The sequence below is a fragment of the Herbaspirillum huttiense genome (genome assembly GCF_047300815.1).
In the GTDB taxonomy this organism is placed as follows: domain Bacteria; phylum Pseudomonadota; class Gammaproteobacteria; order Burkholderiales; family Burkholderiaceae_D; genus Herbaspirillum; species Herbaspirillum huttiense_A.
The window spans coordinates 3,595,121-3,618,684 of the sequence record NZ_CP178608.1 but is presented as its reverse complement, the minus strand read 5'-3'; the positions used below and the strand labels follow the sequence as shown (position 1 = coordinate 3,618,684).

The following is a 23,564-nucleotide window of genomic DNA, read 5'->3' as shown; positions in this document are numbered from 1 at the left end:
GCTTGTGGTGCCGGCGGCCAGCGCTTAGCCGGACCGTGATAGCGTGACCGCCTCGTGATCGCTCCCTGCGGGGCCGACCTGGTCGCCGTCCGCCGTCCCTGATGTGCCAAGCCTGTTGCAGTCCGACAGGCTTTTTATTTTTCAGCCATGCAAAACCACTTCGACCTGTTCCAGCTGCCGCAACGCTTCGCCATCGACCAGAAGGCGCTGGAGCAGGCTTTCCACAGCGTGCAGGGCCAGGCGCATCCGGACAAGTTCGCGCACGCCAGCGATGCCGAAAAGCGCGTGGCCATGCAGTGGGCCACACGGGCCAACGAGGCCTACCAGACCCTGAAGAATCCCTTGAAGCGCGCCCGCTACCTGTGCGAACTGCACGGCGTGGACCTGCAGACCGAATCCAACACCGCCATGGCCCCGGCCTTCCTGATGCAGCAGATGGAATGGCGCGAGACGCTTGACGACGCCAAGGCCGGCAAGGACATCGACGCCCTGGAACAGCTCAATACCGAACTGCTGACTGAGAAGAAAGCCGAGATCGCACGCATCGAAGCGCTGCTGGATGCGGGCGACTATGCCGCTGCCGGCAAGCTGGTGCGCCAGCTGATGTTCCTCGACAAGTTCGGGGCCGAGATCGGCGATGCCTTCGCCCTGATCGAAGGCTGACCGGAGACGCACGATGCCCGATCTGTTCCTGTTCCTGCTGGCCGCGATGACGCTGACCCTGGCACCGGGTCCGGACAACATCTACGTGCTCACGCGCGGCATCGCCCAAGGGCGCAAGGCCGGGCTGGTGGCTGCTGCCGGGTTCTGTTCGGGACTGATCTTCCATACCCTGCTGGCCGTGCTGGGCTTTGCCGCCCTCATCAAGGCTTATCCGCCGGCCTACCACGCGCTGCAATATGCGGGTGCAGCCTATCTGGCTTATCTCGGCGTGCGCACGTTGCGCTCGGCTTCCAGCGGCATCGCGCTGTCGGCAGACGGGCAGGGCGCTGCTGCGGTCCCGCTGCGCCGCATCTACTGGCAGAGCGTGCTGGCCAATATGCTCAACCCGAAGGTGACGCTGTTCTTCATCGCCTTCCTGCCGCAGTTCGTGCAGCGCGAGGCTGGCCATGAAGCCCTGCAGATGCTGATTCTGGCGCTGGTGTTCATTGTTCAGGCCTTCGCGATCTTCAGCGCCATCGCGCTCTTTTCCGGCGCGGTCGGTGCGCTCTTCCGCCGTCGCGCTTGCGCTTCCGTCCATCTGAATCGCCTGGCAGGCTGTGCCTTCATCGGCCTGGGCATCCGGATGGCCTTACCCGAATAACGGCGAGTCACTTCGCCCCAACGCTCCACGACGAGTCCACACCTTATGGCTTTACTGCAGATTTCCGAACCGGGCATGTCCACTGCGCCACACCAGCGTCGTCTGGCCGTCGGCATCGACCTGGGCACCACCAATTCGCTGGTGGCGACCGTACGCAACAGCATTCCCGAAGTCCTGGCCGATGATGACGGCCGCGTGCTGCTGCCCTCGATCGTGCGCTACCTGCCCAACGGCCATGCCAACATCGGCTACAAGGCCCAGGCCGCGCAGACCATTGATCCGCGCAATACCATCGTCTCGGTCAAACGTTTCATGGGCCGTGGCCTCAAGGACATCGCCCACGCCGAGAACATGCCCTATGACTTCCAGGACCAGCCCGGCATGGTGCAGATCAAGACCGTGGCCGGCGTGAAGAGCCCGGTGGAAGTCTCAGCCCAGATCCTGGCCACGCTGCGCCAGACCGCTGAAGATGCCCTGGGCGACGACCTGGTGGGTGCCGTCATCACCGTGCCCGCCTATTTCGATGATGCCCAGCGCCAGGCCACCAAGGACGCGGCGCAACTGGCCGGTCTCAATGTCCTGCGCCTGCTCAACGAACCGACGGCAGCGGCCATTGCCTACGGGCTGGACAATGCCTCCGAAGGCATCTTCGCGGTCTATGACCTGGGTGGCGGTACCTTCGATATTTCCATCCTCAAGCTCACGCGCGGCGTTTTCGAAGTGCTGTCCACGGGTGGCGACTCGGCCTTGGGCGGGGATGATTTCGATCATCGCCTGTTCTGCTGGATCAGCCATGAGGCGCAACTGCAGCCGCTGTCGGATGAAGACACGCGCCTCTTGATGGTCAAGGCGCGCGAGGTCAAGGAGCTGCTTTCCACCAAGGATGAAGTGCAGATCGATGCCGTGCTCAAGTCCGGCGAAGAAGTGCACCTGTCGATTACGGCCGCACAATTCAACGAGATCACCCAGCACCTGGTCGCCAAGACCATGGCGCCGGTACGCAAGGCCCTGCGCGATGCCAGCCTGACCGTGGAGGATGTGGATGGCGTGGTGCTGGTCGGCGGTGCTACCCGCATGCCGCACATCCGCCGTGCGGTAGGCGAGTTCTTCAAGACCAATCCGCTGTCCAACATCGACCCCGACAAGGTGGTGGCGCTGGGTGCGGCCGTGCAGGCCAACCTGCTGGCCGGCAACCGTGCGCCGGGTGACGACTGGTTGCTGCTGGACGTGATTCCGCTGTCGCTGGGCATCGAGACCATGGGCGGCCTGGCCGAGAAGGTCATCCCGCGCAACTCCACCATCCCCTGTGCCCGTGCCCAGGAATTCACCACCTTCAAGGATGGCCAGACCGCCATGGCGATCCACGTGGTGCAGGGCGAGCGTGAGCTGGTGGCCGACTGCCGTTCACTGGCCCGTTTCGAACTGCGCGGCATCCCGCCGATGGCCGCCGGTGCGGCGCGCATCCGCGTGACCTACCAGGTCGATGCCGATGGCTTGCTGGCGGTGTCGGCGCGCGAGATGACCTCGGGCGTGGAAGCCTCCATCACCGTCAAGCCCTCGTATGGCCTGGGTGACGATGAGATTGCCCGCATGCTGCAGGAATCCTTCAGCTCGGCCGATGAAGACATGCAACGCCGCGCCCTGCGCGAAGAACAGGTCGAAGCCGAGCGCATCGTCCTGGCCACCCGCTCGGCCTTGCAGGCCGATGCCGCGCTGCTGTCGGAAGACGAGCGCGTGGCCATCGAAGCGCAGATCGAGGCCGTGACGGCCGCCGCGCAAGGTACGGATCACCTCGCCATCAAGGCAGCGGTCGATGCACTCGCGCATGGCACCGAAGAATTCGCTGCACGGCGCATGGACCGCAGCGTCCACGCCGCGCTGGCCGGCAAGAAACTGGACGAAGTCGCGTAAGCGATTGCGTCACCCGCACACTGTAGACACGATAGACAAGACACGAGAGCCACCATGCCCCAGATCGTCATCCTCCCCCATCCGGTCCTTTGCCCTGAAGGCTCGGTGATCGATGCCCCCGCCGGCAAGACCCTGTGCGATGCGCTGCTGGACAGCGACATCGACATCGAGCACGCCTGCGAAAAGTCCTGCGCCTGTACCACCTGCCACGTCCTCATCCGCGAAGGCTTCGAGACGCTGGATGATCCGACCGACAAGGAAGAAGACCTGCTGGACATGGCCTGGGGCCTGGAAGCGACGTCCCGCCTGTCTTGCCAGGTGGTGCTGGGCGAAGACGACCTGACCGTCGAAATCCCCAAGTACACCATCAACCACGCCTCGGAAAATCACTGATCGTCCGGGCTTCACGTTCGGTGCCGTGGCACCGGGGAGACTGACATGAAATGGACTGATACCCAGCAGATCGCCGAGGAACTCTACGACAAGTTTCCCGAGGTCGATCCCAAGACCATTCGCTTTACCGACCTGCATCGGTGGGTGATGGAGCTGGAGGGATTTGAGGATGATCCCAATCGCTCTGGCGAGCGCATTCTGGAAGCCATTCAGGCGGCTTGGATTGCCGAGGCGGAGTGATTCGGACAGCTGCTGTAAAAGCGAAAGCCGCATCGATTCGATGCGGTTTTTTTTACGTTTGACGTATCTGCAATCTCTCCAAAATATCAGATGAAGAGATCAGGAATCCGTCTTGCACCCGCAGCATATTGTGGAAAAATTTTCTCCAATGCCTGATCCGGGATGCGCATATGCCGCTCTGACAGCGCACACAAGACCGCGCGAAAATCGGTCGTGATCGCCAGATCGCGCCCTTCGTTCAAGGCCGTCTGATTCAGCCCCGGCCACTGTCCATAAATCTTGCCGCCGCGCAGATTGCCCCCCATCAGCCACATCGCATTGCCGTGGCCATGATCCGTGCCGCCGTTGCCATTCTCCTTGAAGGTGCGGCCGAATTCGGACATCACCACGATCACCGTGTCATTGAAGGCCGGCCCCAGTTCACGCGCCAGCGTAGCCAGGCCGGTGGCCAGCGGCGAGAGCCGCCCGGCCAGCTGGCCGGTGCCGTTGCCTTGTGCGATGTGCGTATCCCAGCCTCCCACGGCCAGGAAGGCCAGGCGGATGCGCGGATCATGCCGCATCAACCGGCCCAAGCGTGCCGTATCCATGGACAGGCCATTGGGCAGCGGCGCGCCGTTGTTGGCCATCTGCTGCTCCTGGCTGTTGATCTCGGCCATGAGCTGCTTGCGAGCGGCCATGCCATCGCGATAGGCCTTGCCCAGCGCATCGTCACCGCCATACAGCGGATCGAAGACCTGGCTCCAGCGCGGCTGGTCGATCATGCTCGGGCGCGTGGCATCGCGCCCGGTCTGCAGGTTGGCCGCCACGTTGTGGCCGCTCAGGATGCGTGGCGTGGCGCTGCCGACGTTGATGGCCTGCAGCGGCGACTCGGCCGGCGGCAGGTAATCCATCACCCGGTTGAGCCAGCCATCGCGCGTGCTGTGCTGGCCGGGGGTACCCGTTTCCATATAGTCCTGCGCCTCGAAGTGCGAGCGCGAGCCGTCGGGCGAACCGGAGGCATGCACGAAGGCCAGCTGGCCGCTTTCCCAGTACGGCATCAGCGGCTGCAGCGCCGGATGCAGACCGAAGTAACCGGTCAGGTCCAGTGCGCCATTGGCCTGGCCTGGTCGCGCCACGGCAATGGTCGGACGCGCCTGGTAATACAGCGCATCGCCATGCGGCACCACCACGTTGAGGCCATCGACGGCCCCGCGCAGGAACACCACCACCATGCGCGGCGCACCGTCCCCTTGGGCATGCGCGCGTGGTGCAGGGGAGCCGTAGGCCACCTTGCCGGACGTGTGGCTGGCGCGGCTGATGGTCTGGTCACCGGTCGGCACGACGGCACAGCCGGACAGGCCGATCGGCACCAGGATGGCGCCGCTGCCGGCAGCGCCCAGATAACGGAGGAAATGGCGGCGGTTCATGCAAGCCTCGGCAAGGGGGTTAGCGTTTCATGAAATCGGGACTGCCCAGGATCAGGCCGGCGCGCTGGTTCTCAGGTGCGGCATTGATCTGTGCGGCGGTGGCCGGCGTGATGGCCGGGCCGAGGGTGCGCAGCAAGGCCGCTGCGTCCAGCGGCGGAGCCTCCGTATTGGAGGGCGCAGGCGCGCCTTCCACGCGGGCGATCGGCGACTTGCCGCTGGCCAGGTTGCCAGCCAGGTTGATTCGCCGCAGCAGCGCCCCAGGATTGAGCCAGGCCGCCTCTGAATACTTGTAGCCCTCGGGCGTGAGCCAGCCATACAGTGGCATGCCGAATTGCCCCAGTTCGCCATTGACCGGCTTGGCATTGCGCACCGGAATATCGCCCGCGCGCAGGGCCGAGACCACGAACTGGTACGGTGTCTTGAACTGCGTCTGGTAATTGCTGCGGGCCCAGAATTGCGGGCTGTCGAACAGGGTCTGCAACACGGCCCGGATATCGCCATGGGTAGCCAGGAATTGTTGCGACAGCTTGTTCACCAGCGCCGGATCGGGCTGGTCCGAGACGAAGTATTCCACCAGCTGCGTCGAGACGAAGCGCGCGGTAGAAGGATGATTGGCCAGGATGTCCAGCGCTGCCTCGCCTTCCTGGTAGCCGCTGGCCTGCAGCGGTTTTCCAAGGAACACCTTGGGATTGTTGTCGTGACGTTGGGCGACGAAGCGGAAGGGCGCGGCACCCGTCTTCATCGCCTCCAGATCAATGGTCCAGCCGGAGAGGATGCGGGCCAGCGTGATCACGTCGGCTTGCTGGTAACCGCCATCCACGCCCAGCGTATGCAGCTCCATCAGCTCGCGTGCGTAGTTTTCGTTCAGGCCCTTGAAGCGCCCGCGCGCACCCGGCGTGCCGGCGCCGCTGGAGAGCCAGTTGTCGAGGTAGTAGAGCATCGCCGGATGATGCGCCACCGCCCCCAGCAGATCGCGGAAGTTGCCCAAGGCATAGGGACGGATGGCGTTCTTTTCATAGTCGCCTACCCAGTAGCGCACCCACTCCTTGCCTTCGAAGACGTTGAAGTGATTGGCCCAGAATTCGGTCATGACTTCTTCCAGCTGGCGCGGACTCTCGGTAGCCTGCAGCAGGCGCGCCATGTGGAATTGCGGGCTCAGTTCGCGCGGCGCACGCTGGCGGGCGGCCTGCTGCTCCTCCTTGCTGGCGCTGCGGTCGAAGGACGGCGGACCATAGTCGACGAACAATTGTGCCGGCGTCATCTGCAGCCCCGGCAAGGCTGCCAGGCGCGCCTGCAGGTCATCGGGCAGGGGGATGCGCTCGGGATGCAGCTGCTGGTCGATGTAGCGCTTGGCGCCCATGCGCTCGACCTGTTCCAGCTCGCCCGGGCGTGGACCATAGGCCAGGCGGTTCAGCACGTGCAGGGCACGCTCCTGCTCCGACAGCGGGATGTTGTTGCCCATCGGGGTGGCCGCTTGCACCTGCCCCAAGGTACAGGCCAGTACGGCCAGCATCAACAGTACCGCAGATGGCCGGGAGAGACGCTTGAGTGTCGCTTGCATCGAGCTGCCTCGCGAGATCATAAAAAGTGGAGGGTTGGCGTGGATCGCCTGAAAACGGCGCCAGGCCAGTATGGGCAAGGGCCTGCTGGCGGGCTGTAATAAAGTGTAATGCGCTGTGCCGGGCACACCGGCGCCACTGTAGCGCAGCAAGCTTGAACCTTCATACAGGGTGTTACAAAGCTGACGCGGTCGTCAGCTTCCGGCAAGCGCTGTAAAGTGTGAAACACTGCGATTTGTCGCGGTTTTTCAGACGATTCTTATGCGCTCTTCGGCGGCACTCGACCACAATAGCGCCTTTGCCAGCGTGCGCATCCTGCATGCTGGATTACGCACTGCAGCAGCTTCATCACATCAGAAATCGAGGGGAGGGGGCATGACATGGACCTTGGCATCGGCGACGCGCATCGCCTTGCTGGATGACCACGCCGTGGTGCGCTATGGCCTGGCCAAGCGCCTGGCGGAAGAACCGGACTTTGCCGTCATCGGCGCCTTCGCCACCAGCAAGGAGCTCATGGCAGCCCTGCGTGCCTCTCCCGCCGATTTGCTGCTCATCGATTATTCACTGGGCAGCAACGACATCGATGGACTGAACCTGATCCGTGCGCTGCGGGTACGCTTCCCGCGCAGCAAGATCCTGGTGACCTCGGCCCACAGCAGCCCGGCCACCGTATCCATGGCGATGAAGGCGGGTGCACGCGGTTTCGTGGGCAAGTCGCAGGAGCTGGCCGAACTGATCCAGGCCATTCGCACCGTGACACGCGGACGTGAATATCTCAACACCGCCATGGCCCGCGAACTGGCCATCATGCAGGCTGCCGAGGCGGCCGCGCGCAGCCAGCCGGTGGCCCGCCCGCAGCCGCGCCGCCCGCGCAGCGCGCCGGTGTCCTCCGATTCGCTCTCGGATATGCCCAGCCTCTCGCCGCGAGAACGCGAAGTCCTGCGCTGCTGCCTGGACGGCATGTCGGTCACCGAGATCGCCGAAAAATTCGCCCGCAGCGTCAAGACCATCAGCGGACAGAAGCAATCGGCCTTCCGCAAGCTGGGCGTACGCAGCGACAACGAATTGTTCAAGATCGAATACCAGATCAAGGAGCTGTAAATGCCGCACCCGACGCAAAGCGCCCTCACCCAGCCGCACGCGCCCGGCGTGCTGCTGGTCGATGATTCGGCCACCATCCGCCATGCCATCCAGAACCGTCTGCAGCGGCTGGGCTGCCAGGTCGACTGCATGGCCGATGGCACCACCGCGCTGGCAGCGATCCAGGCCCGGTCCTATGGGCTGGTCCTGCTCGATTGCTTCCTGCCCGACATGCCGGGCCAGGAGGTTGCGCGCCAGGTCCGGCGCATGGAGCAGCAGGATCCCCGGCGTCCCTACACGCCCTTGATCGGCATCTCCGGCGAAACCGATGCCCAGCACGTGCAGCGTTGCCTGGACAGCGGCATGGACGGGATGCTGGGCAAGCCCTTGCAGACCCAGGCCATCCGCCGCCTGCTGGCGCTGTGGTGCGATCACGAGAGCGAGGATGAAGGCGACGCCGCCACGGCCGAAGAGGAGCACAGCCGCGACCTGGACCGGCTCTTCCTGCAGACCACCCTGACCGACCTGCAGGCCCTGGAACAGGCCAGCCTGACGGCCGACAGCGTGCGCATGGCGCAGCTGGCGCACCGCATGAAGGGCGCTGCCCTGACCATGGGACGGCTGGAGATCGTGGCCTTGCTCGATTGCGTGGAAGAAGCGCTGCGCGCCGACGCCGACGGCCAAGAAGCCATCGGCCTGCTGCTGCAGTCGCTGGCCAGTGCCTTGCAGGCGCGCAGCCTGCAGGCCTGAGCGGGGCAAACCGTTGCCTCAGGCGCCCAGCCAGGGCAGGCCGGCCTTGCACCAGCCTTCGATGGTCTTGCGATGGCCGTTGGCGTCCTTGTTGCCTTCGAACCCTTCGAGGATGTCGAAGCAACGCGTATAGCCGTTTTCGGTCGCCAGCTTGGCGGCATGCTTGGAACGCACGCCCGAGCGGCACAGGAACAGCAGCACTTCACCGGGCTGAGCCACTTCCTGCAGTTGCTCCAGGAAGTGCGGATTGGGCTTGCCCTCGGGGTAGAGATTCCATTGCACGGCCAGGTGCTGCGCCGCCGGGATCTGGACCACGCCCACCCAGTCGCGCTCGGCGCGGGTGCGCACATCCACCAGCTTCACGGCAGGATCGGACTGCAACAGGGCCAGGGCTTCCTGCGGGGTCACGGCACCGGCGTAGGGGAGCTGGCCGTCGGTGGCACGTCGGGTGGCAGTGCTGAGAATCGAATCGTTGCTCATGGGAAAAGTCTCTTGAGAAAAAAGAAGCGCGAACAGGCAAGCGCAGGAATTCCGGTGAAAGCCCATGAAGCGCAATTGCGTCAACGCGCCCCAAGGCAGATGATTTTAAACAATATAAACAGTTAGGCAATTTTCCCAAGCTGGTGCATGCCCGGAAGCTCTTCAGGCGACTGCCCCAACACGGCGCATGCACGTAAATGGTGCAATTCATATTCGATCCTGCAAATATGCATTTATACGGTGCGTTTTGATGAAAACGCACTAAAATAATGCATGCGAGACCGTACTGTGCACCGCGCGCAGCGCCCCAGCTGGCGCGTCCTCCCTAAAAACTTCCATTATTGGCGCACCCGAAAGGTTGGTGGCATGGAATCTGCTATCATCCGCGACTGAGTTCGGCGCAAGACCGTTGTATCAAATGCAAAGATCCAGTCGCAGAAAACGGCTCAACACCCCAATTTATACTACTTCCTCGTTTTAGGAGATTCGCATGGCAAGGACGGCCGCAGAGGTTTTGAAGATGGTGAAGGACAACGAAGTCAAGTTTGTCGACTTCCGTTTCGCTGACACCCGTGGCAAGGAACAGCACGTGACCGTGCCGGTTTCGCATTTCGACATCGACAAGTTCGAATCCGGTCACGCCTTCGACGGTTCGTCGATCGCCGGCTGGAAGGGTATCGAAGCCTCCGACATGCTGCTGATCCCGGACCCGAACACCGCCAACATCGACCCGTTCATGGAAGAGACCACCCTCTTCCTGCAATGTGACGTGATCGAGCCGTCCGACGGCAAGGGCTACGACCGCGATCCGCGCTCCATCGCCAAGCGCGCTGAAGCCTACCTGAAGTCCTCCGGCCTGGGCGACACCGCCTACTTCGGTCCGGAACCCGAATTCTTCATCTTCGACGGCGTGCGTTGGGGTGCCGACATGTCCGGTTCCTTCGTCAAGATCGACTCCGAAGAAGCTTCCTGGAGCACCGGCGCCGAGATCGAAGGCGGCAACTCCGGCCACCGTCCGACCGTCAAGGGCGGCTACTTCCCGGTTCCCCCGGTCGACAGCTTCCAGGACATGCGTTCGGAAATGTCCCTGATCCTGGAATCCCTGGGCATCCCCGTCGAAGTGCACCACCACGAAGTCGCTGGCGCTGGCCAGAACGAACTGGGCACCAAGTTCTCGACCCTGGTCGAGCGCGCTGACTGGACCCAGACCCTGAAGTACGTGATCTGGAACGTCGCTCACACCTACGGCAAGACCGCAACCTTCATGCCCAAGCCCCTGGTTGGCGACAACGGCTCCGGCATGCACGTGCACCAGTCGGTCTGGAAGGATGGCAAGAACCTGTTCGCTGGCGACGGCTATGCCGGCCTGTCCGAGTTCGCGCTGTACTACATCGGCGGCATCATCAAGCACGCCAAGGCCCTGAACGCGATCACCAACCCCGGCACCAACTCGTACAAGCGTCTGGTCCCCGGCTTCGAAGCTCCGGTCAAGCTGGCCTACTCGGCCCGCAACCGTTCCGCTTCGATCCGTATCCCGCACGTGGCCAACCCGAAGGGCCGCCGCATCGAGACCCGTTTCCCGGACCCCCTGGCCAACCCGTACCTGTGCTTCTCGGCCCTGCTGATGGCCGGTCTGGATGGCGTGCAGAACAAGATCCACCCGGGCGAAGCTGCTACCAAGGACCTGTACCACCTGCCGCCGGAAGAAGACAAGCTGATCCCGACCGTCTGTGCTTCGCTGGATGAAGCCCTGGAGCACCTGGACAAGGACCGCGAGTTCCTGACCCGTGGCGGCGTGTTCACCGACAGCATGATCGATGCCTACATCGAGCTGAAGATGCAGGAAGTCCAACGCTTCCGCATGACCACGCACCCGATCGAATTCGACATGTACTACTCGCTGTAATCGAATCCGCATCCGGAGAAAAAGGGGAAGCTTGCTTCCCCTTTTTTTATGCGCGGCGCGCCTCCGGTGGCAGGGCAGTGCGCCCGAAAATTGCTAGTCAAAAAAGATCCAGAACACCATCCGCCGCGGCCAGCCTTTGCAAGAGCCCGCCAGACCGGCACGAGACGACATGACCCCAGGCATCAAGAATCCTCCCATGAAGACACCGCTTCCTTCCCTCGATGGCCTCGACCTGCTGGCCTCGGCCGTGATCATCCTCGATGCCAATGGCGGCATCGTCTACGCCAATGCGGCCGCCGAGAACCTGCTGGAGAGTTCCTTCAAGGTGCTCTCGCAGCAGAAGCTCTCGGAGCTCTTCCTCAATGGCAAGGAGCTGACCGCGCTGTTTTATCAGGCCATCGAACACCAGTTCGCCGACAAGCGCCTGGACCTGGTGCTGGAGCGTGCCAACCGCGAGCCGCTGCAGGTTCACACCATCGTCACGCCCCTGGACAGCACCGACTGGCCGGTGCTGCTGGAGCTGCGCGAGAACGTCCAGCAACTCAAGCTGGACCGTGAAGAGCGCATGTTCGACCAGAGCCAGGCCAACAAGGAACTGATCCGCAACCTGGCCCACGAGATCAAGAATCCGCTGGGCGGCATCCGTGGCGCGGCCCAGCTGCTGGAGCTGGAGCTGCCCGAGCGCCACCTCAAGGAATTGCGCGAATACACCCAGGTCATCATCAAGGAAGCCGACCGCCTGCAGACCCTGGTGGATCGCCTGCTGGCCCCGCACCGCCATCCGCACATCGTGGGCGACGTCAACATCCACGAAGTCTGCGAACGCGTGCGCAGCCTGGTGATGGCCGAATTCCCGCAGGGGCTCACCATCAAGCGCGACTATGACCTGTCGATCCCCGAATTCCGGGGCGACAAGGAGCAACTGATCCAGGCCGTATTGAACATCGTGCACAACGCCGCACAAGCGCTGGCCGACCGCATCCGTGCCGGTGATGGCGAGCTGATTCTGCGCACGCGCGTCTCGCGCCAGGTGACGCTATCCAAGGTCAGATACCGGCTGGCACTAGACTTGCATATCATCGATAACGGTCCGGGCATTCCTCCCGATATCCAGGAAAGAATTTTCTATCCACTGGTGTCGGGTCGCGAGGGAGGCAGCGGACTGGGGCTGACCCTGGCGCAGACCTTCGTGCATCAGCACATGGGTGTCATCGAATGCGACAGCCGGCCCGGTTGTACCGATTTCAGAATACTTATACCGCTGCCGTGAGCATGGCCGCAGGCGGCGCGCCAAAGCCGAGTGGATGCCGGGCATCCGGCCCACCAAGGGGGCTGCGGACAGGGCGCCAGAAGCGCCGTGGATCGCGGGAGCATTAACAGCATGACCAACGCAGGAAGAAGTTATTTATGAAGCCAATCTGGATTGTTGACGACGACGAATCGATACGCTGGGTGCTCGAAAAAGCACTGGCCCGAGAAAATCTCGCCACGCAGAGTTTTTCCAGCGCACGCGATGCGATGGCAGCCCTGCAGAACGGCACGCCGCAAGTGCTGGTGTCCGACATCCGCATGCCCGGTGCCTCCGGTCTCGAACTGCTGCAGACCATCAAGGCCAAGCACCCCGGCATCCCGGTGATCATCATCACCGCCTTCTCGGACCTGGATTCGGCGGTCTCGGCCTTCCAGGGCGGCGCCTTCGAATACCTGGCCAAGCCCTTCGACGTCGACAAGGCGGTCGAACTGATCCGCCGCGCGCTCGACGAGAGCCTGCGTGAAACCGACATCGAGCAGGGCGCCGCCCAGACCCCCGAAATCCTCGGCCAGGCGCCGGCGATGCAGGACGTCTTCCGCGCCATCGGCCGCCTGTCGCAATCCAACGTGACCGTGCTCATCACCGGCGAATCCGGTTCCGGCAAGGAGCTGGTGGCGCGTGCCCTGCACAAGCACAGCCCCCGCGCCAGCCAGCCGTTCGTGGCGCTCAACACCGCAGCCATCCCCAAGGACCTGCTGGAATCCGAACTGTTCGGCCATGAACGCGGTGCCTTCACCGGCGCGCAAGCCATGCGCCGTGGCCGTTTCGAGCAGGCCGAGGGCGGCACGCTCTTCCTCGATGAAATCGGCGACATGCCGCTGGACCTGCAGACGCGCCTCTTGCGCGTGCTCTCCGACGGTCACTTCTATCGCGTGGGCGGCCATCAGTCGTTGAAGGCCAACGTACGCGTCATTGCGGCCACCCACCAGAACCTGGAGCAGCGTGTACGTGAAGGTTTGTTCCGGGAAGACTTGTACCACCGCCTCAACGTGATCCGTCTGCGTCTGCCCAGCTTGCGCGAACGCAGTGAAGACATTCCCATCCTGGCCCGCTACTTCCTGGCGCAGAGCGCGCGCCAGCTGGGCGTGGAAGCCAAGCGCCTGTCGCCGCAGGCCATGCAGTTCCTGTCGCAGCTGGAGTTTCCCGGCAACGTGCGCCAGCTGGAAAACCTGTGCAACTGGATCACCGTGATGGCCCCGGGCCAGACGGTCGAGATCAAGGACCTGCCGCAGGACCTGGTGGAAGAGCGCGTCCATGCACCGCAACCGGCGCAGACCATTTCTGCACCTGCATCAGCGGCTGCCGTGGCGGCACCGGTGGCGTATGCCGATCCGGCGTCCGCTGCTGCACCGGCGGAGGCTGCGCCCGGCAACTGGATTTCGCTGCTGGAAGTGGAGGCCGCGCAGATGCTGGCCTCCGAACAGCCCGAGGTGATGGACATCCTCGGCCGCCAGTTTGAAGCAGCGCTCATCAAGATCGCCCTGAAACATACCCACGGCCGCAAGAACGACGCCGCCGTGCGCCTGGGCATCGGCCGTAACACGATCACCCGCAAGATCCAGGAACTGGGCATCGGCGGCGCGGAAGACGATTGACGTCCAGCGTAACCATCAAGCAGGGGAGGCCTGCCCGCGAGCCGCCGCGTGGGCAGGATCAGCAAGGGGAAGAGGCGGCGGCCACAAAAAAGGAAATGGCCTGGATCGCAAGATCCAGGCCATTTTTATTGAGTGTTTCCGTAAACGATTTATATCATTTACGCGAAGAAGCGAATCATCAGCGCAGGCGCAGCACGAAACGTGCGGCCAGCGTGGCGACCAGGCTCAGCACTGCGCCGAAGATGACGAAGTAGCTCACCGACAGCTTGTTGCCGGTGAAGTCGATCAGCCAGGTGATGATGAGGCCGGCGAAGCCGCCGAAGATGGTCACGGCGATGTTATAGGCCAGCGACATGCCGGTGCCGCGCGTGGCCACCGGGAAGATGTCGGCCAGCAGGGCCGGCATGGAGGCGAAATACATGGTCATGAGCACGCCGATGACGGTCTGCAGCAACAGCAGTTGCAGGAAGCCCGGCGAGTTGGTCAGGAACACGAACATCGGATAGGTCAGCACGATGTAGAGCGCGCTGCTGGTGATCATGAAGGGCGTGCGGCCGATCTTGTCGGACATCGCGCCCACCAGCGGCGAGCCGATGAACATGATCAGGCCGGCCACCGACATCGCCGCAAACGAGGACCAGGCCGGCAGGCCCAGCTGCTTGACCGCATAGGTCGGGATATACAGCGACAGGTACACCGAGACGGTGGCCATGATGACGCTGCCGGCACCGATCAAGAGGCGCATCTTCTGGTGGGCGAAGGTATCGCGCAGGGGTGCATCGGTCTTTTCGCTGGATTCCTTGAACTCGGGCGCTTCATCCAGATGGCGGCGGATGTAGATGCCGGCCGGTGCGATCAGCAAGCCGAAGATGAAGGGCACGCGCCAACCCCAGGAGGCCAGTTGCTCGGGCGTGAGCATGTTGTTGAGCACGGCGCCGAAGATGGCCGCGAGCAGCAGGCTGATGCCCTGGCTGGCCACCTGCCAGCTGGAGAAGAAGCCACGGCGATGCGGCGCGTGTTCCACCAGGAAGGCGGTGGAGCTGCCGAACTCGCCGCCGGCGGAGAAGCCCTGGATCATCTTGCCCAGCGCGATGCCGGCCGGTGCCAGCAGGCCGATGCTGGCGTAGCTGGGCATGAAGGCGATCATGGCCGTGCCGACCGTCATCAGCATGATGGACAGCATCAGTGCCGCCTTGCGGCCTGCGCGGTCGGAGTAGGCGCCCAGCACCACCGCGCCCAGCGGACGCATGAAGAAGGACACGCCGAAGGTGGCGAAGGTCAGCAGCAGCGAGACGCTGTCATCGCCCGTGGGGAAGAACTGCTTGGCGATGACCACGGCGAAGGCGCCATAGATGAGGATGTCGAACCATTCGAGCGCATTGCCGATGGAGGACGAGATGATGGCACGCCGCGCTTGCGGATGCGTGGTGCCGGCGCCAGGCGCCGCGGTGTTGCTGGTCATGGAGACTCCCTGATGGATACGTGGATGGAGGAGCAGCACGCCGTTCTGACCCTGGCGGAGCAGAAGGCTGCCTGGCTGTGTATGGATGGTTGTGGGCTCCCTGTGACGGCCGGGGCCGTTACAGCGGGCGAGGATAGGCGGCGCGATGCGGCACTGTCAAGGCGCAGTGCGGGGGATTATCAGGAGGCAGGACGCGCACCTGATTTTGCGAAATCATTTTCTCGTTTCGCGTGCGTGCAGGCTCACGGCTGAGCTGCAGGCTGCGCTTCCATTTCCTTGAGCTTGCGCCACAAGGTCGTGCGGCTGATCCCGAGATGGCGTGCAGCAGCGGCACGATTGCCACGGAAGCGGCGCAGTGCGGCTTGGATGGCGTCATCGTCCGGGGCCATGTCAGCGATGGTCAGCTCATGGGGTGCCACCACCTCTGCCGTGTTCGACAGCAGCGGCTGCGCCATCCCCGCCAGCTCCGGCGCCACCCGCTGGATCAGCGCGGGGGTGAGCGCCTGCAGCGGTTCTGCGGCCAGGAACAGGGCCAGCCTTTCCATCAGGTTGCGCAGCTCGCGCACATTGCCCGGCCAGTCATACGCCGCCAGCAGCGGCGCGCAGCGCAGCAGCTCCGCGCCCAGGTTGGCGTGCGGACGCGCATCCAGTGCCGCCAGCGCATGCTTGAGATGCCATTCGGCCAGCGCCGCAATATCCTCGCGGCGCGCCCGCAAGGGCGGCAACTGCAGACGCAGCACGCTGAGCCGGTAATACAGGTCCGCGCGAAAACGGCCTTCACGCACCCGCGCTTCCAGATCGCAATGGGTGGCGCTGATGATGCGCACCTGGACCGCAATGGGCCGCGTGCCGCCCACGCGCACGACTTCGCGCTCTTCCAGCACGCGCAGCAATCGCGTCTGCAGCGGCAGCGGCATCTCGCCGATTTCATCGAGCAGCAGCGTGCCGCGATGTGCCGCTTCAAATACACCGGCCCGTCCACCTCGGCGGGAGCCGGTGAAAGCGCCTTCCTCATAACCGAACAGTTCGGATTCCAGCAGCGATTCGGCCAGCGCGCCGCAATTGATGGCCACGAAGGGATGGGCTGCCTGACTCTTGCCCTGCATGCGCGGATGAGCACGATGGATGGCTTGTGCCGCCAGTTCCTTGCCGGTGCCGGTCTCGCCCTGGATCAATACGTTGGCCGGCGAGCGCGCAAAGAGCGTGATCGACTGGCGCACCGTTTCCATCACTTCCGAATCGCCCCGCAGGTCCTTGAGGTGATGCCGCGCGCGCAGGCTGTCGGCCACCGGCAGGCTGGGGCCGCGCGTGCTTTCCAGTTGCGTCAGCCGCGCCAGTTCCAGCGCATCTTCAAAGGCCTGCCGCACCGTGGCCGAGGAGTAGAGGAAGATGCCGTGCATCCCGGCTTCCTCGGCCAGGTCGGTGATGAGCCCGGCCCCGACCACCGCCTGCACGCCGCCGGCTTTCAGTTCCTGCACCACGGCGCGTGCATCTTCCTCGGTGGCATAAGTGCGCTGGGCAATGTCGAGTCCGAACATCTGCTGGAATTCAGTCAGCGCCGGCATCGCCTCCTGATAAGTGACCAGCCCGATGCGCGCGCTGATCTGGCGGGCGCGGGCCAGCGCCTGCATCACGTCGAAGCCGCTGGCGCGCGCCACCACCACCGGCACCGGCAGCCGGCTCTTCAGATAGGCACCGTTGGAACCGGCCGAAATCACCACATCGCAGCGCTCGCTGGCCAGGCGCTCGCGGATGGCGCGCACCGCCTCGTCGAAGCCCAGATGAATGGGCTCGATGTCGGCCACGCCGTCGAATTCCAGCGTGATGTCGCGGAAGAGTTCAGAGAGGCGCGATACGGACACGGTCCAGATCACGGGTTTGTCGGCCAGACGGTCAGCGGGGGCAGGGCGTTTCATGGCGGGCGTTCAGGATGTTTCAGCGAAACGTTACTGTAACACTGATGAAACGGCCATGGTTGCGGCACATCAAGCGGGGCGGGGGCGGGCACCCGTGAAAGTGGCATCCGAAGGGCAGCCCGAAAGCCTTATCCCACGCTGGTTCCAGGCGATATGAAGCTTTCTTCAGCGCTTGCGCGATGGAATGCTGCACTGCGATGGCACGGCCGTTGCAATGGTGAACGCATGTGTCGCAGGACGGGGGCGGTTCGCCCCTCCGGCCGCAGCCAGACCATCCGACTTTTCAGCATTCCAACCTCATCGAGAAGGTGTCCACCATGGCTCTCCACTCCGCAGGCGCAGCGTTCCGCCAGGCCGTCCAGGAAGAATCCCCCTTGCAAGTCATCGGCGCGATCAACGCCAATCACGCCCTGCTGGCCAAGCGTGCCGGCTTCCGTGCGATCTACCTCTCCGGCGGCGGCGTGGCTGCGGGTTCGCTGGGCCTGCCCGACCTGGGCATCTCCAACCTGGATGACGTGCTCACCGACGTGCGCCGCATCACCGACGTGTGCGACCTGCCGCTGCTGGTGGACGTCGATACCGGCTTCGGTGCCTCGGCCTTCAACGTGGCGCGCACCGTCAAGTCCATGATCAAGTTCGGGGCGGCCGCCATGCACATCGAAGACCAGGTCGGCGCCAAGCGCTGCGGCCATCGTCCCAACAAGGAAATCGTCAGCAAGCAGGAAATGGTGGACCGCATCAAGGCCGCCGTCGATGCCCGTACCGATGAGAACTTCGTCATCATGGCGCGTACCGATGCGCTGGCCGTCGAAGGACTGGAGGCCGCCATCGAGCGCGCCGTGGCCTGCGTCGAAGCCGGGGCCGACATGATCTTCCCGGAAGCCATCACCGACCTGGCCATGTACAAGCAGTTCGCCAATGCGGTGAAGGTACCGATCCTGGCCAACATCACCGAATTCGGCTCGACCCCGCTGTTTACGGTCGAAGAACTCAAGGGCGCCGATGTCGGCCTGGTGCTCTATCCGCTCTCGGCCTTCCGCGCCATGAACAAGGCGGCCGAAAACGTCTACCAGGCGATCCGCCGCGACGGTACCCAGAAGAACGTGGTCGATACCATGCAGACCCGCATGGAGCTCTATGACCGCATCGATTACCACAGCTACGAGCAGCGTCTGGATGCGCTGTTTGCCCAGCAAAAGAACAAGTAAGACATCAACGCAAAACCGAATACCCCCTTCCGATAATGAGTTTTGACCTAATACAGACTACGAGGAGAACACGATGAGCGATCAGCAAGCCCCCGGTTTCAAGCCCAAGAAATCCGTTGCCCTCTCTGGCGTCACCGCCGGCAACACGGCCCTGTGTACCGTCGGCAAGACCGGCAATGACCTGCACTATCGCGGCTACGACATCCTGGACGTGGCCGACAGCTGCGAGTTCGAAGAGATCGCTCACCTGCTGGTGCACGGCAAGCTGCCCACGGCCGCCGAGCTGCGCGCCTACAAGGCCAAGCTCAAGGCCCTGCGCGGCCTGCCGGCCAACGTCAAGGCGGCGCTGGAGTGGCTGCCTGCAGCCTCGCATCCGATGGACGTGATGCGCACCGGCGTATCGGCACTGGGTTGCGTCTTGCCCGAGAAGGATGACCACAACACCCCCGGCGCGCGCGACATCGCCGATCGTTTGATGGCGTCGCTCGGTTCCATGCTGCTGTACTGGTACCACTACAGCCACAACGGCAACCGCATCGAAGTGGAGACCGACGACGATTCCATCGGCGCCCACTTCCTGCACCTGCTGCACGGCGAGAAGCCCTCCGAAGCCTGGGAGAAGGCCATGCACACTTCGCTGATCCTGTACGCGGAACACGAATTCAACGCCTCCACCTTCACCGGCCGCGTCATCGCCGGCACCGGTTCGGACATGTATTCGGCCATCACCGGTGCCATCGGCGCGCTGCGCGGCCCCAAGCACGGCGGCGCCAATGAAGTGGCCTTCGAGATCCAGAAGCGCTACGACAACCCCGACGAAGCCGAAGCCGACATCCGCCGCCGCGTCGAGAACAAGGAAGTGGTGATCGGTTTCGGCCACCCGGTCTACACCATCTCCGACCCGCGCAACAAGGTCATCAAGGAAGTGGCGCGCAAGCTCTCCAAGGAAGCCGGCTCGACCAAGATGTTTGACATCGCCGAACGCCTGGAAACGGTCATGTGGGACATCAAGAAGATGTTCCCCAACCTGGACTGGTTCTCGGCCGTGTCCTACCACATGATGGGCGTGCCGACGGCGATGTTTACGCCGCTGTTCGTCATCGCCCGCACCTCGGGCTGGGCGGCGCACATCATCGAGCAGCGCATCGACAACAAGATCATCCGCCCCTCGGCCAACTACGTGGGACCGGAAGACCTGAAGTTCGTGCCGATCGGCAAGCGCAAGTAAGACGAGGCAACACGCAGCACCCGCGCCGTAGTGCCATCAGGCGATGGCAGGAGGGCGCGGGCACGAGGGGCAAGAGAGGGAGAGGGCGCAGCAAGAAGAAGGAAGCGGCGGCTGGCGCGTGTCGGCCGCCTCATTCCCCGGGTACCGCAGGTGCGCAGGCAGATTTGTAACAAGCGTTACATGTGGTCGAGTCAGATGCAATAACTTGCTAAGATGCGGTCGGATATTTTCCGCCCCGCGTCCACCCCTGACTCTCCATGGATCATCCGATGATTGCTGCCATCGTTTCCCGCCGTCTTTGCGCGCTGCCCCTGACTTCCTTTGCCCTGGCCGTTGCCCTGTCCGCGTGTTCTTCCACGCCCGTGCCGGTTACCGAGACCAAGCCGGTGCTGCCGCAGCTGCTGCAGTCGCCCGCCGCCACACAGCCGAGCTGGGCCACGCAATTGAAGACCGGTGCCTTCAGCTGCGAGATGGGCAACAAGGTCGAAATCCGCATGGATGGCCGCGTGACCGATGGCGTCACGCTGGTGTGGAAGGGCAGCAGCTACATGATGAACCCGGTCAGCACCTCGACCGGTGCAGTGCGTCTGGAGAACAAGGGCGAAGGCCTGGTGTGGATCCAGATCCCGTCGAAGTCCATGCTGCTCAATTCCAAGATCGGGCAGCAGCTGGCCAACGACTGCCGCACGCGCTGACAATGCAGCGCCGCGCCGTCGTGAAGGCCTGACGTCGGCGCGTTCTTTCCACCCCGCATTTCCTCCTCCCTTGTCATGCCGATGGCGTCTTGCTGTCGGCATCGTTCCCGCTTGATTTGCATCATCCAAGATCGCTTCTGCAAGCGACGGATTCAGCCCCTCGTAAGATTCAGGTGCAAGACTGGTTTCATCGTCGCATGAGGGCCACGCATGGCAAAGACGTTTTTTTTCCATGCTCCAGAGCCACGCGACCATCGGCCTGCAAGCCACGCTGCGCAAGGCCGACAGCGGTTTTCAATTCGAGAGACATGAGGAGACGTCATGCAATACGAGGATTTCTATCGCCGTTCCATCGAGCAGCCTGAAGCCTATTGGGCCGAAGAAGCGCAGCGCATTCATTGGGACAAGCCGTTCACCCGCACGCTCGATTATTCCCGCGCACCGTTTGCGCGCTGGTTCATCGGCGGCACCACCAATCTTTGCTTCAATGCGGTGGATCGCCACTTGGGCGAACGCGGCAAACAGGCGGCACTGATCGCCATCTCCACCGAGACCAACACCGAACGCGTCTACGACTTCGCCGAGCTGCATCGCGAAGTGCAGGCCATGGCCGCCACCATGCTGTCGCTGGGCGTGCGGCGCGGCGACCGCGTGCTGATCTACATGCCCATGATCGCCGAGGCGGTCTTCGCCATGCTGGCCTGCGCCCGCATCGGTGCGGTGCATTCGGTGGTCTTCGGCGGCTTTGCCTCCAACAGCCTGGCTTCGCGCATCGATGATGCGCAGCCCACCCTGATCGTCTCGGCCGATGCCGGTTCGCGTGGCGGCAAGGTGATCCCGTACAAGGGTTTGCTCGACGAAGCGATCAACCTGGCGCAGCACAAGCCGCAGAAGGTCTTGCTGGTCGATCGCGGCCTGGCGGAGATGGCGCGCACGGCGCAACGCGACGTCGACTATGCGCCCTTGCGTGAACAGCACCTGGACCAGCCGGTCCCGGTGGCCTGGCTGGAATCGAATGAAACCAGCTACGTGCTCTATACCTCCGGCACCACCGGCAAGCCCAAGGGCGTGCAGCGCGACGTGGGCGGCTATGCAGTGGCGCTGGCCTCGTCCATGCAGCACATCTTCTGCGGCAAGCCGGGCGAGACCTACTTCTGCACCTCGGATATTGGCTGGGTGGTGGGCCACTCCTACATCGTCTATGGCCCGCTTATTGCGGGCATGGCGACGGTGCTCTATGAAGGCCTGCCGATCCGGCCCGATGCAGGCATCTGGTGGAGCATCGTCGAGAAATACAAGGTCACCCGCATGTTCTCGGCACCGACAGCCATCCGCGTGCTGAAGAAACAGCCGGCCGAATGCATGGAGCGCTACGACACGTCTTCGCTCAAGGCCCTTTATCTGGCGGGCGAGCCGCTGGATGAAACCACGTCGAGCTGGATCTCGGGTGCGCTCAAGGTGCCGGTCATCGACAACTACTGGCAGACCGAATCGGGCTGGCCCATCATCTCGGTCGCCAAGGGCATCAGCGACAAGCCTACGCGCCTGGGCAGCCCCGGCGTGCCGATGCCGGGCTACCGGCTGGCCATTCTCGATGAGGCCACCGGCGAGCCGTGCGCGGCCGGCGAGAAGGGCGTGGTCGCCATCGAAGGGCCGCTGCCGCCGGGCTGCATGCAGACGGTCTATGGCGACGATGAGCGCTTCGTCAACACCTACTGGCGCAGCCTGCCGCGCGAGGTGTATTCGACCTTCGATTGGGGTATCAAGGACCAGGATGGTTACTACTTCATCCTCGGCCGTACCGATGACGTCATCAACGTGGCCGGCCACCGCCTGGGCACGCGTGAAATCGAGGAGAGCATCTCCAGCCATCCCAACGTCTCCGAGGTGGCCGTGGTGGGAGTGGAAGACAAGCTCAAGGGGCAAGTCGCGATTGCCTTCGCCATTCCCAAGCAGGCCGATGCGATTGCCACGCCCGAGGGGCGCCGGGCGCTGGAAGCGGAAATCATGGGCGTGGTGGACAAGCAGATCGGCGCAGTGGGGCGGCCGGCGCGGGTGTTCTTCGTCAGCGGCTTGCCCAAGACGCGTTCGGGCAAGCTCTTGCGCCGGGCCATCCAGTCCATCTGCGAAGGACGCGATCCGGGCGACCTGCCCACCATCGAGGATCCGGCAGCGCTGGAGCAGGTGCGGGCGGTCATCAAGGACTGAGTCGCACTTCTCTCATGAAGCAACGGCGGCCCTGCAGCGGAGCAGGGCCGCCGTGCCCGGCGTAATTTGGTTACACTGACGGCTTTCGCGTTTCCACGATTGCGTCCTGCCCATGTCGCCCTCCATCCGCCCGGCCACCGCTGCCGATGCTCCCGCCCTCTGCGGCATCTACAACCATTACGTGCAGACCACCGTGATCAGCTTCGAGACCGAAGCGGTCAGTGCCGAGACCATGGCCGCGCGCATCGCTGACGTGCAGGCCGATTTCCCCTGGCTGGTCTTTGAAGAGCAGGGCGAGGTGCTGGGCTATGCCTATGCCAGCAAGTGGAAGCCGCGCGCGGCTTACCGGCACTCGGTGGAGAGCTCGGTCTACCTGCGCCACGATGCCGGTGGACGCGGCATCGGCAAGCAGCTTTATCGCGAGCTCATTGCGCAGTTGAAGCCCCTGGGCGTGCATCTGGTCATCGGCGGCATCGCCCAGCCCAATCCGGCCAGCGTGGCGCTGCATGAGAGCGTGGGCTTCGTGTACTGCGGCGTCTTTACGGAAGTGGGCTACAAGATGGGACGCTGGATCGACGTGGGATACTGGCAACTCAAACTGCAAGAGGCCCAATGATGAGATCGACCCGAGCCGCCAGCGCCATCGAGCGCTTGAACGAACGCACCGAATCGCGCGAGTATTCCATGCTGCGCACCTCGGACGAACGTTTCATCCTGACCCGGCGCGTGGCCGGGCAGCCGCTGGAGAAGCTCAACGAGGCCATGGAACTGGATGACTTCGTGCGCTTCGTCAATGCCCACGGACCGCAGAAGGCCAAGCGGGTGAGCAAGCTGGATGTGCAGTTCGAGAAGAACATGCGCAACAAGAAAGAACAAACGCCACCTGAAGGTGGTGTTGAATAATCCCGCTTG

The 23,564-nt window shown here is 63.6% G+C and carries 21 protein-coding genes; 16 read left to right on the top strand and 5 right to left on the bottom strand.

The window, feature by feature from the left end:
* The first annotated feature begins 147 nt into the window (after nt 1–147).
* Genes hscB through iscX form a run of 5 tightly spaced genes read left to right on the top strand, consistent with a single transcriptional unit; the run spans nt 148 to nt 3,847 of the window.
* Nucleotides 148–663 (top strand): Fe-S protein assembly co-chaperone HscB, encoded by a 516-nt coding sequence (gene hscB, locus ACLRDN_RS16605; RefSeq protein ID WP_252695244.1) that lies wholly within the window; start codon nt 148–150, stop codon nt 661–663.
* 13 nt (nt 664–676) lie between these two features.
* Complete coding sequence (locus ACLRDN_RS16600; RefSeq protein ID WP_413457180.1) at nt 677–1,303, top strand: LysE family translocator; 627 nt, start codon at nt 677–679, stop codon at nt 1,301–1,303.
* Between the two features lie 45 nt (nt 1,304–1,348).
* A complete protein-coding gene (gene hscA / locus ACLRDN_RS16595) occupies nt 1,349–3,214 on the top strand; it encodes a Fe-S protein assembly chaperone HscA (protein ID WP_413457179.1) in 1,866 nt (621 codons plus the stop codon).
* Nucleotides 3,215–3,268: 54 nt separating this feature from the next.
* On the top strand, nt 3,269–3,607 hold the full coding sequence (gene fdx, locus ACLRDN_RS16590; RefSeq protein ID WP_413457178.1) for an ISC system 2Fe-2S type ferredoxin: 339 nt from the start codon (nt 3,269–3,271) through the stop codon (nt 3,605–3,607).
* Between the two features lie 45 nt (nt 3,608–3,652).
* The gene (gene iscX / locus ACLRDN_RS16585; RefSeq protein WP_034331339.1) at nt 3,653–3,847 is read left to right on the top strand and encodes a Fe-S cluster assembly protein IscX; all 195 of its coding nucleotides are present in this window, start codon (nt 3,653–3,655) and stop codon (nt 3,845–3,847) included.
* 86 nt (nt 3,848–3,933) lie between these two features.
* Here the strand turns inward: iscX and ACLRDN_RS16580 are convergent, their stop codons facing one another.
* The gene (locus tag ACLRDN_RS16580) at nt 3,934–5,253 is read right to left on the bottom strand and encodes a DUF1501 domain-containing protein (RefSeq protein ID WP_413457177.1); all 1,320 of its coding nucleotides are present in this window, start codon (nt 5,251–5,253) and stop codon (nt 3,934–3,936) included.
* 19 nt (nt 5,254–5,272) lie between these two features.
* On the bottom strand, nt 5,273–6,814 hold the full coding sequence (locus ACLRDN_RS16575; protein WP_413457176.1) for a DUF1800 domain-containing protein: 1,542 nt from the start codon (nt 6,812–6,814) through the stop codon (nt 5,273–5,275).
* Between the two features lie 373 nt (nt 6,815–7,187).
* Here ACLRDN_RS16575 and ACLRDN_RS16570 point away from each other — a divergent pair, with 373 nt between their 5' ends.
* The gene (locus ACLRDN_RS16570; RefSeq protein WP_413457175.1) at nt 7,188–7,913 is read left to right on the top strand and encodes a response regulator transcription factor; all 726 of its coding nucleotides are present in this window, start codon (nt 7,188–7,190) and stop codon (nt 7,911–7,913) included.
* A complete protein-coding gene (locus ACLRDN_RS16565) occupies nt 7,914–8,642 on the top strand; it encodes a response regulator (RefSeq protein ID WP_413457174.1) in 729 nt (242 codons plus the stop codon).
* An 18-nt stretch (nt 8,643–8,660) separates the two neighbouring features.
* On the opposite strand, the gene ACLRDN_RS16560 is transcribed toward ACLRDN_RS16565, so the two are convergent.
* On the bottom strand, nt 8,661–9,122 hold the full coding sequence (locus ACLRDN_RS16560) for a rhodanese-like domain-containing protein (RefSeq protein WP_413457173.1): 462 nt from the start codon (nt 9,120–9,122) through the stop codon (nt 8,661–8,663).
* Between the two features lie 490 nt (nt 9,123–9,612).
* Between ACLRDN_RS16560 and glnA the strand changes: the two genes are divergently transcribed.
* From glnA to ntrC, 3 genes are all read left to right on the top strand, one after another.
* A complete protein-coding gene (gene glnA, locus ACLRDN_RS16555) occupies nt 9,613–11,028 on the top strand; it encodes a type I glutamate--ammonia ligase (protein WP_329800269.1) in 1,416 nt (471 codons plus the stop codon).
* A 196-nt stretch (nt 11,029–11,224) separates the two neighbouring features.
* Entirely contained in the window at nt 11,225–12,298 is a 1,074-nt protein-coding gene (glnL, locus tag ACLRDN_RS16550; protein ID WP_034331333.1) for a nitrogen regulation protein NR(II), read from the top strand.
* A gap of 137 nt (nt 12,299–12,435) precedes the next feature.
* Nucleotides 12,436–13,935, top strand: coding sequence for a nitrogen regulation protein NR(I) (ntrC, locus tag ACLRDN_RS16545; protein WP_413457172.1), 1,500 nt, complete (start codon nt 12,436–12,438; stop codon nt 13,933–13,935).
* A 178-nt stretch (nt 13,936–14,113) separates the two neighbouring features.
* Here the strand turns inward: ntrC and ACLRDN_RS16540 are convergent, their stop codons facing one another.
* Both ACLRDN_RS16540 and prpR read right to left on the bottom strand, forming a co-directional pair.
* Nucleotides 14,114–15,397: an MFS transporter gene (locus ACLRDN_RS16540; protein ID WP_413457171.1), complete on the bottom strand. Its 1,284-nt coding sequence runs from the start codon at nt 15,395–15,397 to the stop codon at nt 14,114–14,116.
* A gap of 242 nt (nt 15,398–15,639) precedes the next feature.
* Nucleotides 15,640–17,313 (bottom strand): propionate catabolism operon regulatory protein PrpR, encoded by a 1,674-nt coding sequence (prpR, locus tag ACLRDN_RS16535; RefSeq protein ID WP_413457170.1) that lies wholly within the window; start codon nt 17,311–17,313, stop codon nt 15,640–15,642.
* Nucleotides 17,314–17,630: 317 nt separating this feature from the next.
* On the opposite strand from prpR, the gene prpB reads away from it, so the two are divergent.
* From prpB to ACLRDN_RS16505, 6 genes are all read left to right on the top strand, one after another.
* Complete coding sequence (gene prpB / locus ACLRDN_RS16530; RefSeq protein WP_413457169.1) at nt 17,631–18,521, top strand: methylisocitrate lyase; 891 nt, start codon at nt 17,631–17,633, stop codon at nt 18,519–18,521.
* Between the two features lie 73 nt (nt 18,522–18,594).
* Nucleotides 18,595–19,749 carry a 2-methylcitrate synthase gene (gene prpC, locus ACLRDN_RS16525; RefSeq protein WP_145603944.1) on the top strand — a complete coding sequence of 385 codons (1,155 nt, stop codon included), beginning with the start codon at nt 18,595–18,597 and terminating at the stop codon, nt 19,747–19,749.
* Between the two features lie 269 nt (nt 19,750–20,018).
* The gene (locus tag ACLRDN_RS16520) at nt 20,019–20,444 is read left to right on the top strand and encodes a hypothetical protein (protein WP_413457168.1); all 426 of its coding nucleotides are present in this window, start codon (nt 20,019–20,021) and stop codon (nt 20,442–20,444) included.
* A 321-nt stretch (nt 20,445–20,765) separates the two neighbouring features.
* Nucleotides 20,766–22,652, top strand: a complete 1,887-nt coding sequence (locus ACLRDN_RS16515) for a propionate--CoA ligase (protein ID WP_413457167.1) — start codon at nt 20,766–20,768, stop codon at nt 22,650–22,652.
* 112 nt (nt 22,653–22,764) lie between these two features.
* Entirely contained in the window at nt 22,765–23,268 is a 504-nt protein-coding gene (locus ACLRDN_RS16510) for an arsinothricin resistance N-acetyltransferase ArsN1 family B (protein WP_413457166.1), read from the top strand.
* Nucleotides 23,268–23,555 (top strand): hypothetical protein, encoded by a 288-nt coding sequence (locus tag ACLRDN_RS16505; protein WP_209535683.1) that lies wholly within the window; start codon nt 23,268–23,270, stop codon nt 23,553–23,555. The genes ACLRDN_RS16510 and ACLRDN_RS16505 overlap by 1 nt, the downstream gene beginning before the upstream one ends.
* Nucleotides 23,556–23,564 lie beyond the last annotated feature (9 nt).

Excerpts from the sequence above, each read along its gene's own strand:
- hscB (WP_252695244.1), top strand. The coding sequence starts at position 148 with ATGCAAAACCACTTCGACCTGTTCCAGCTGCCGCAACGCTTCGCCATC.
- ACLRDN_RS16600 (WP_413457180.1), top strand. The coding sequence starts at position 677 with ATGCCCGATCTGTTCCTGTTCCTGCTGGCCGCGATGACGCTGACCCTG.
- hscA (WP_413457179.1), top strand. The coding sequence starts at position 1,349 with ATGGCTTTACTGCAGATTTCCGAACCGGGCATGTCCACTGCGCCACAC.
- fdx (WP_413457178.1), top strand. The coding sequence starts at position 3,269 with ATGCCCCAGATCGTCATCCTCCCCCATCCGGTCCTTTGCCCTGAAGGC.
- iscX (WP_034331339.1), top strand. The coding sequence starts at position 3,653 with ATGAAATGGACTGATACCCAGCAGATCGCCGAGGAACTCTACGACAAG.
- ACLRDN_RS16580 (WP_413457177.1), bottom strand. The coding sequence starts at position 5,253 with ATGAACCGCCGCCATTTCCTCCGTTATCTGGGCGCTGCCGGCAGCGGC.
- ACLRDN_RS16575 (WP_413457176.1), bottom strand. The coding sequence starts at position 6,814 with ATGCAAGCGACACTCAAGCGTCTCTCCCGGCCATCTGCGGTACTGTTG.
- ACLRDN_RS16570 (WP_413457175.1), top strand. The coding sequence starts at position 7,188 with ATGACATGGACCTTGGCATCGGCGACGCGCATCGCCTTGCTGGATGAC.
- ACLRDN_RS16565 (WP_413457174.1), top strand. The coding sequence starts at position 7,914 with ATGCCGCACCCGACGCAAAGCGCCCTCACCCAGCCGCACGCGCCCGGC.
- ACLRDN_RS16560 (WP_413457173.1), bottom strand. The coding sequence starts at position 9,122 with ATGAGCAACGATTCGATTCTCAGCACTGCCACCCGACGTGCCACCGAC.
- glnA (WP_329800269.1), top strand. The coding sequence starts at position 9,613 with ATGGCAAGGACGGCCGCAGAGGTTTTGAAGATGGTGAAGGACAACGAA.
- glnL (WP_034331333.1), top strand. The coding sequence starts at position 11,225 with ATGAAGACACCGCTTCCTTCCCTCGATGGCCTCGACCTGCTGGCCTCG.
- ntrC (WP_413457172.1), top strand. The coding sequence starts at position 12,436 with ATGAAGCCAATCTGGATTGTTGACGACGACGAATCGATACGCTGGGTG.
- ACLRDN_RS16540 (WP_413457171.1), bottom strand. The coding sequence starts at position 15,397 with ATGACCAGCAACACCGCGGCGCCTGGCGCCGGCACCACGCATCCGCAA.
- prpR (WP_413457170.1), bottom strand. The coding sequence starts at position 17,313 with ATGAAACGCCCTGCCCCCGCTGACCGTCTGGCCGACAAACCCGTGATC.
- prpB (WP_413457169.1), top strand. The coding sequence starts at position 17,631 with ATGGCTCTCCACTCCGCAGGCGCAGCGTTCCGCCAGGCCGTCCAGGAA.
- prpC (WP_145603944.1), top strand. The coding sequence starts at position 18,595 with ATGAGCGATCAGCAAGCCCCCGGTTTCAAGCCCAAGAAATCCGTTGCC.
- ACLRDN_RS16520 (WP_413457168.1), top strand. The coding sequence starts at position 20,019 with ATGATTGCTGCCATCGTTTCCCGCCGTCTTTGCGCGCTGCCCCTGACT.
- ACLRDN_RS16515 (WP_413457167.1), top strand. The coding sequence starts at position 20,766 with ATGCAATACGAGGATTTCTATCGCCGTTCCATCGAGCAGCCTGAAGCC.
- ACLRDN_RS16510 (WP_413457166.1), top strand. The coding sequence starts at position 22,765 with ATGTCGCCCTCCATCCGCCCGGCCACCGCTGCCGATGCTCCCGCCCTC.
- ACLRDN_RS16505 (WP_209535683.1), top strand. The coding sequence starts at position 23,268 with ATGAGATCGACCCGAGCCGCCAGCGCCATCGAGCGCTTGAACGAACGC.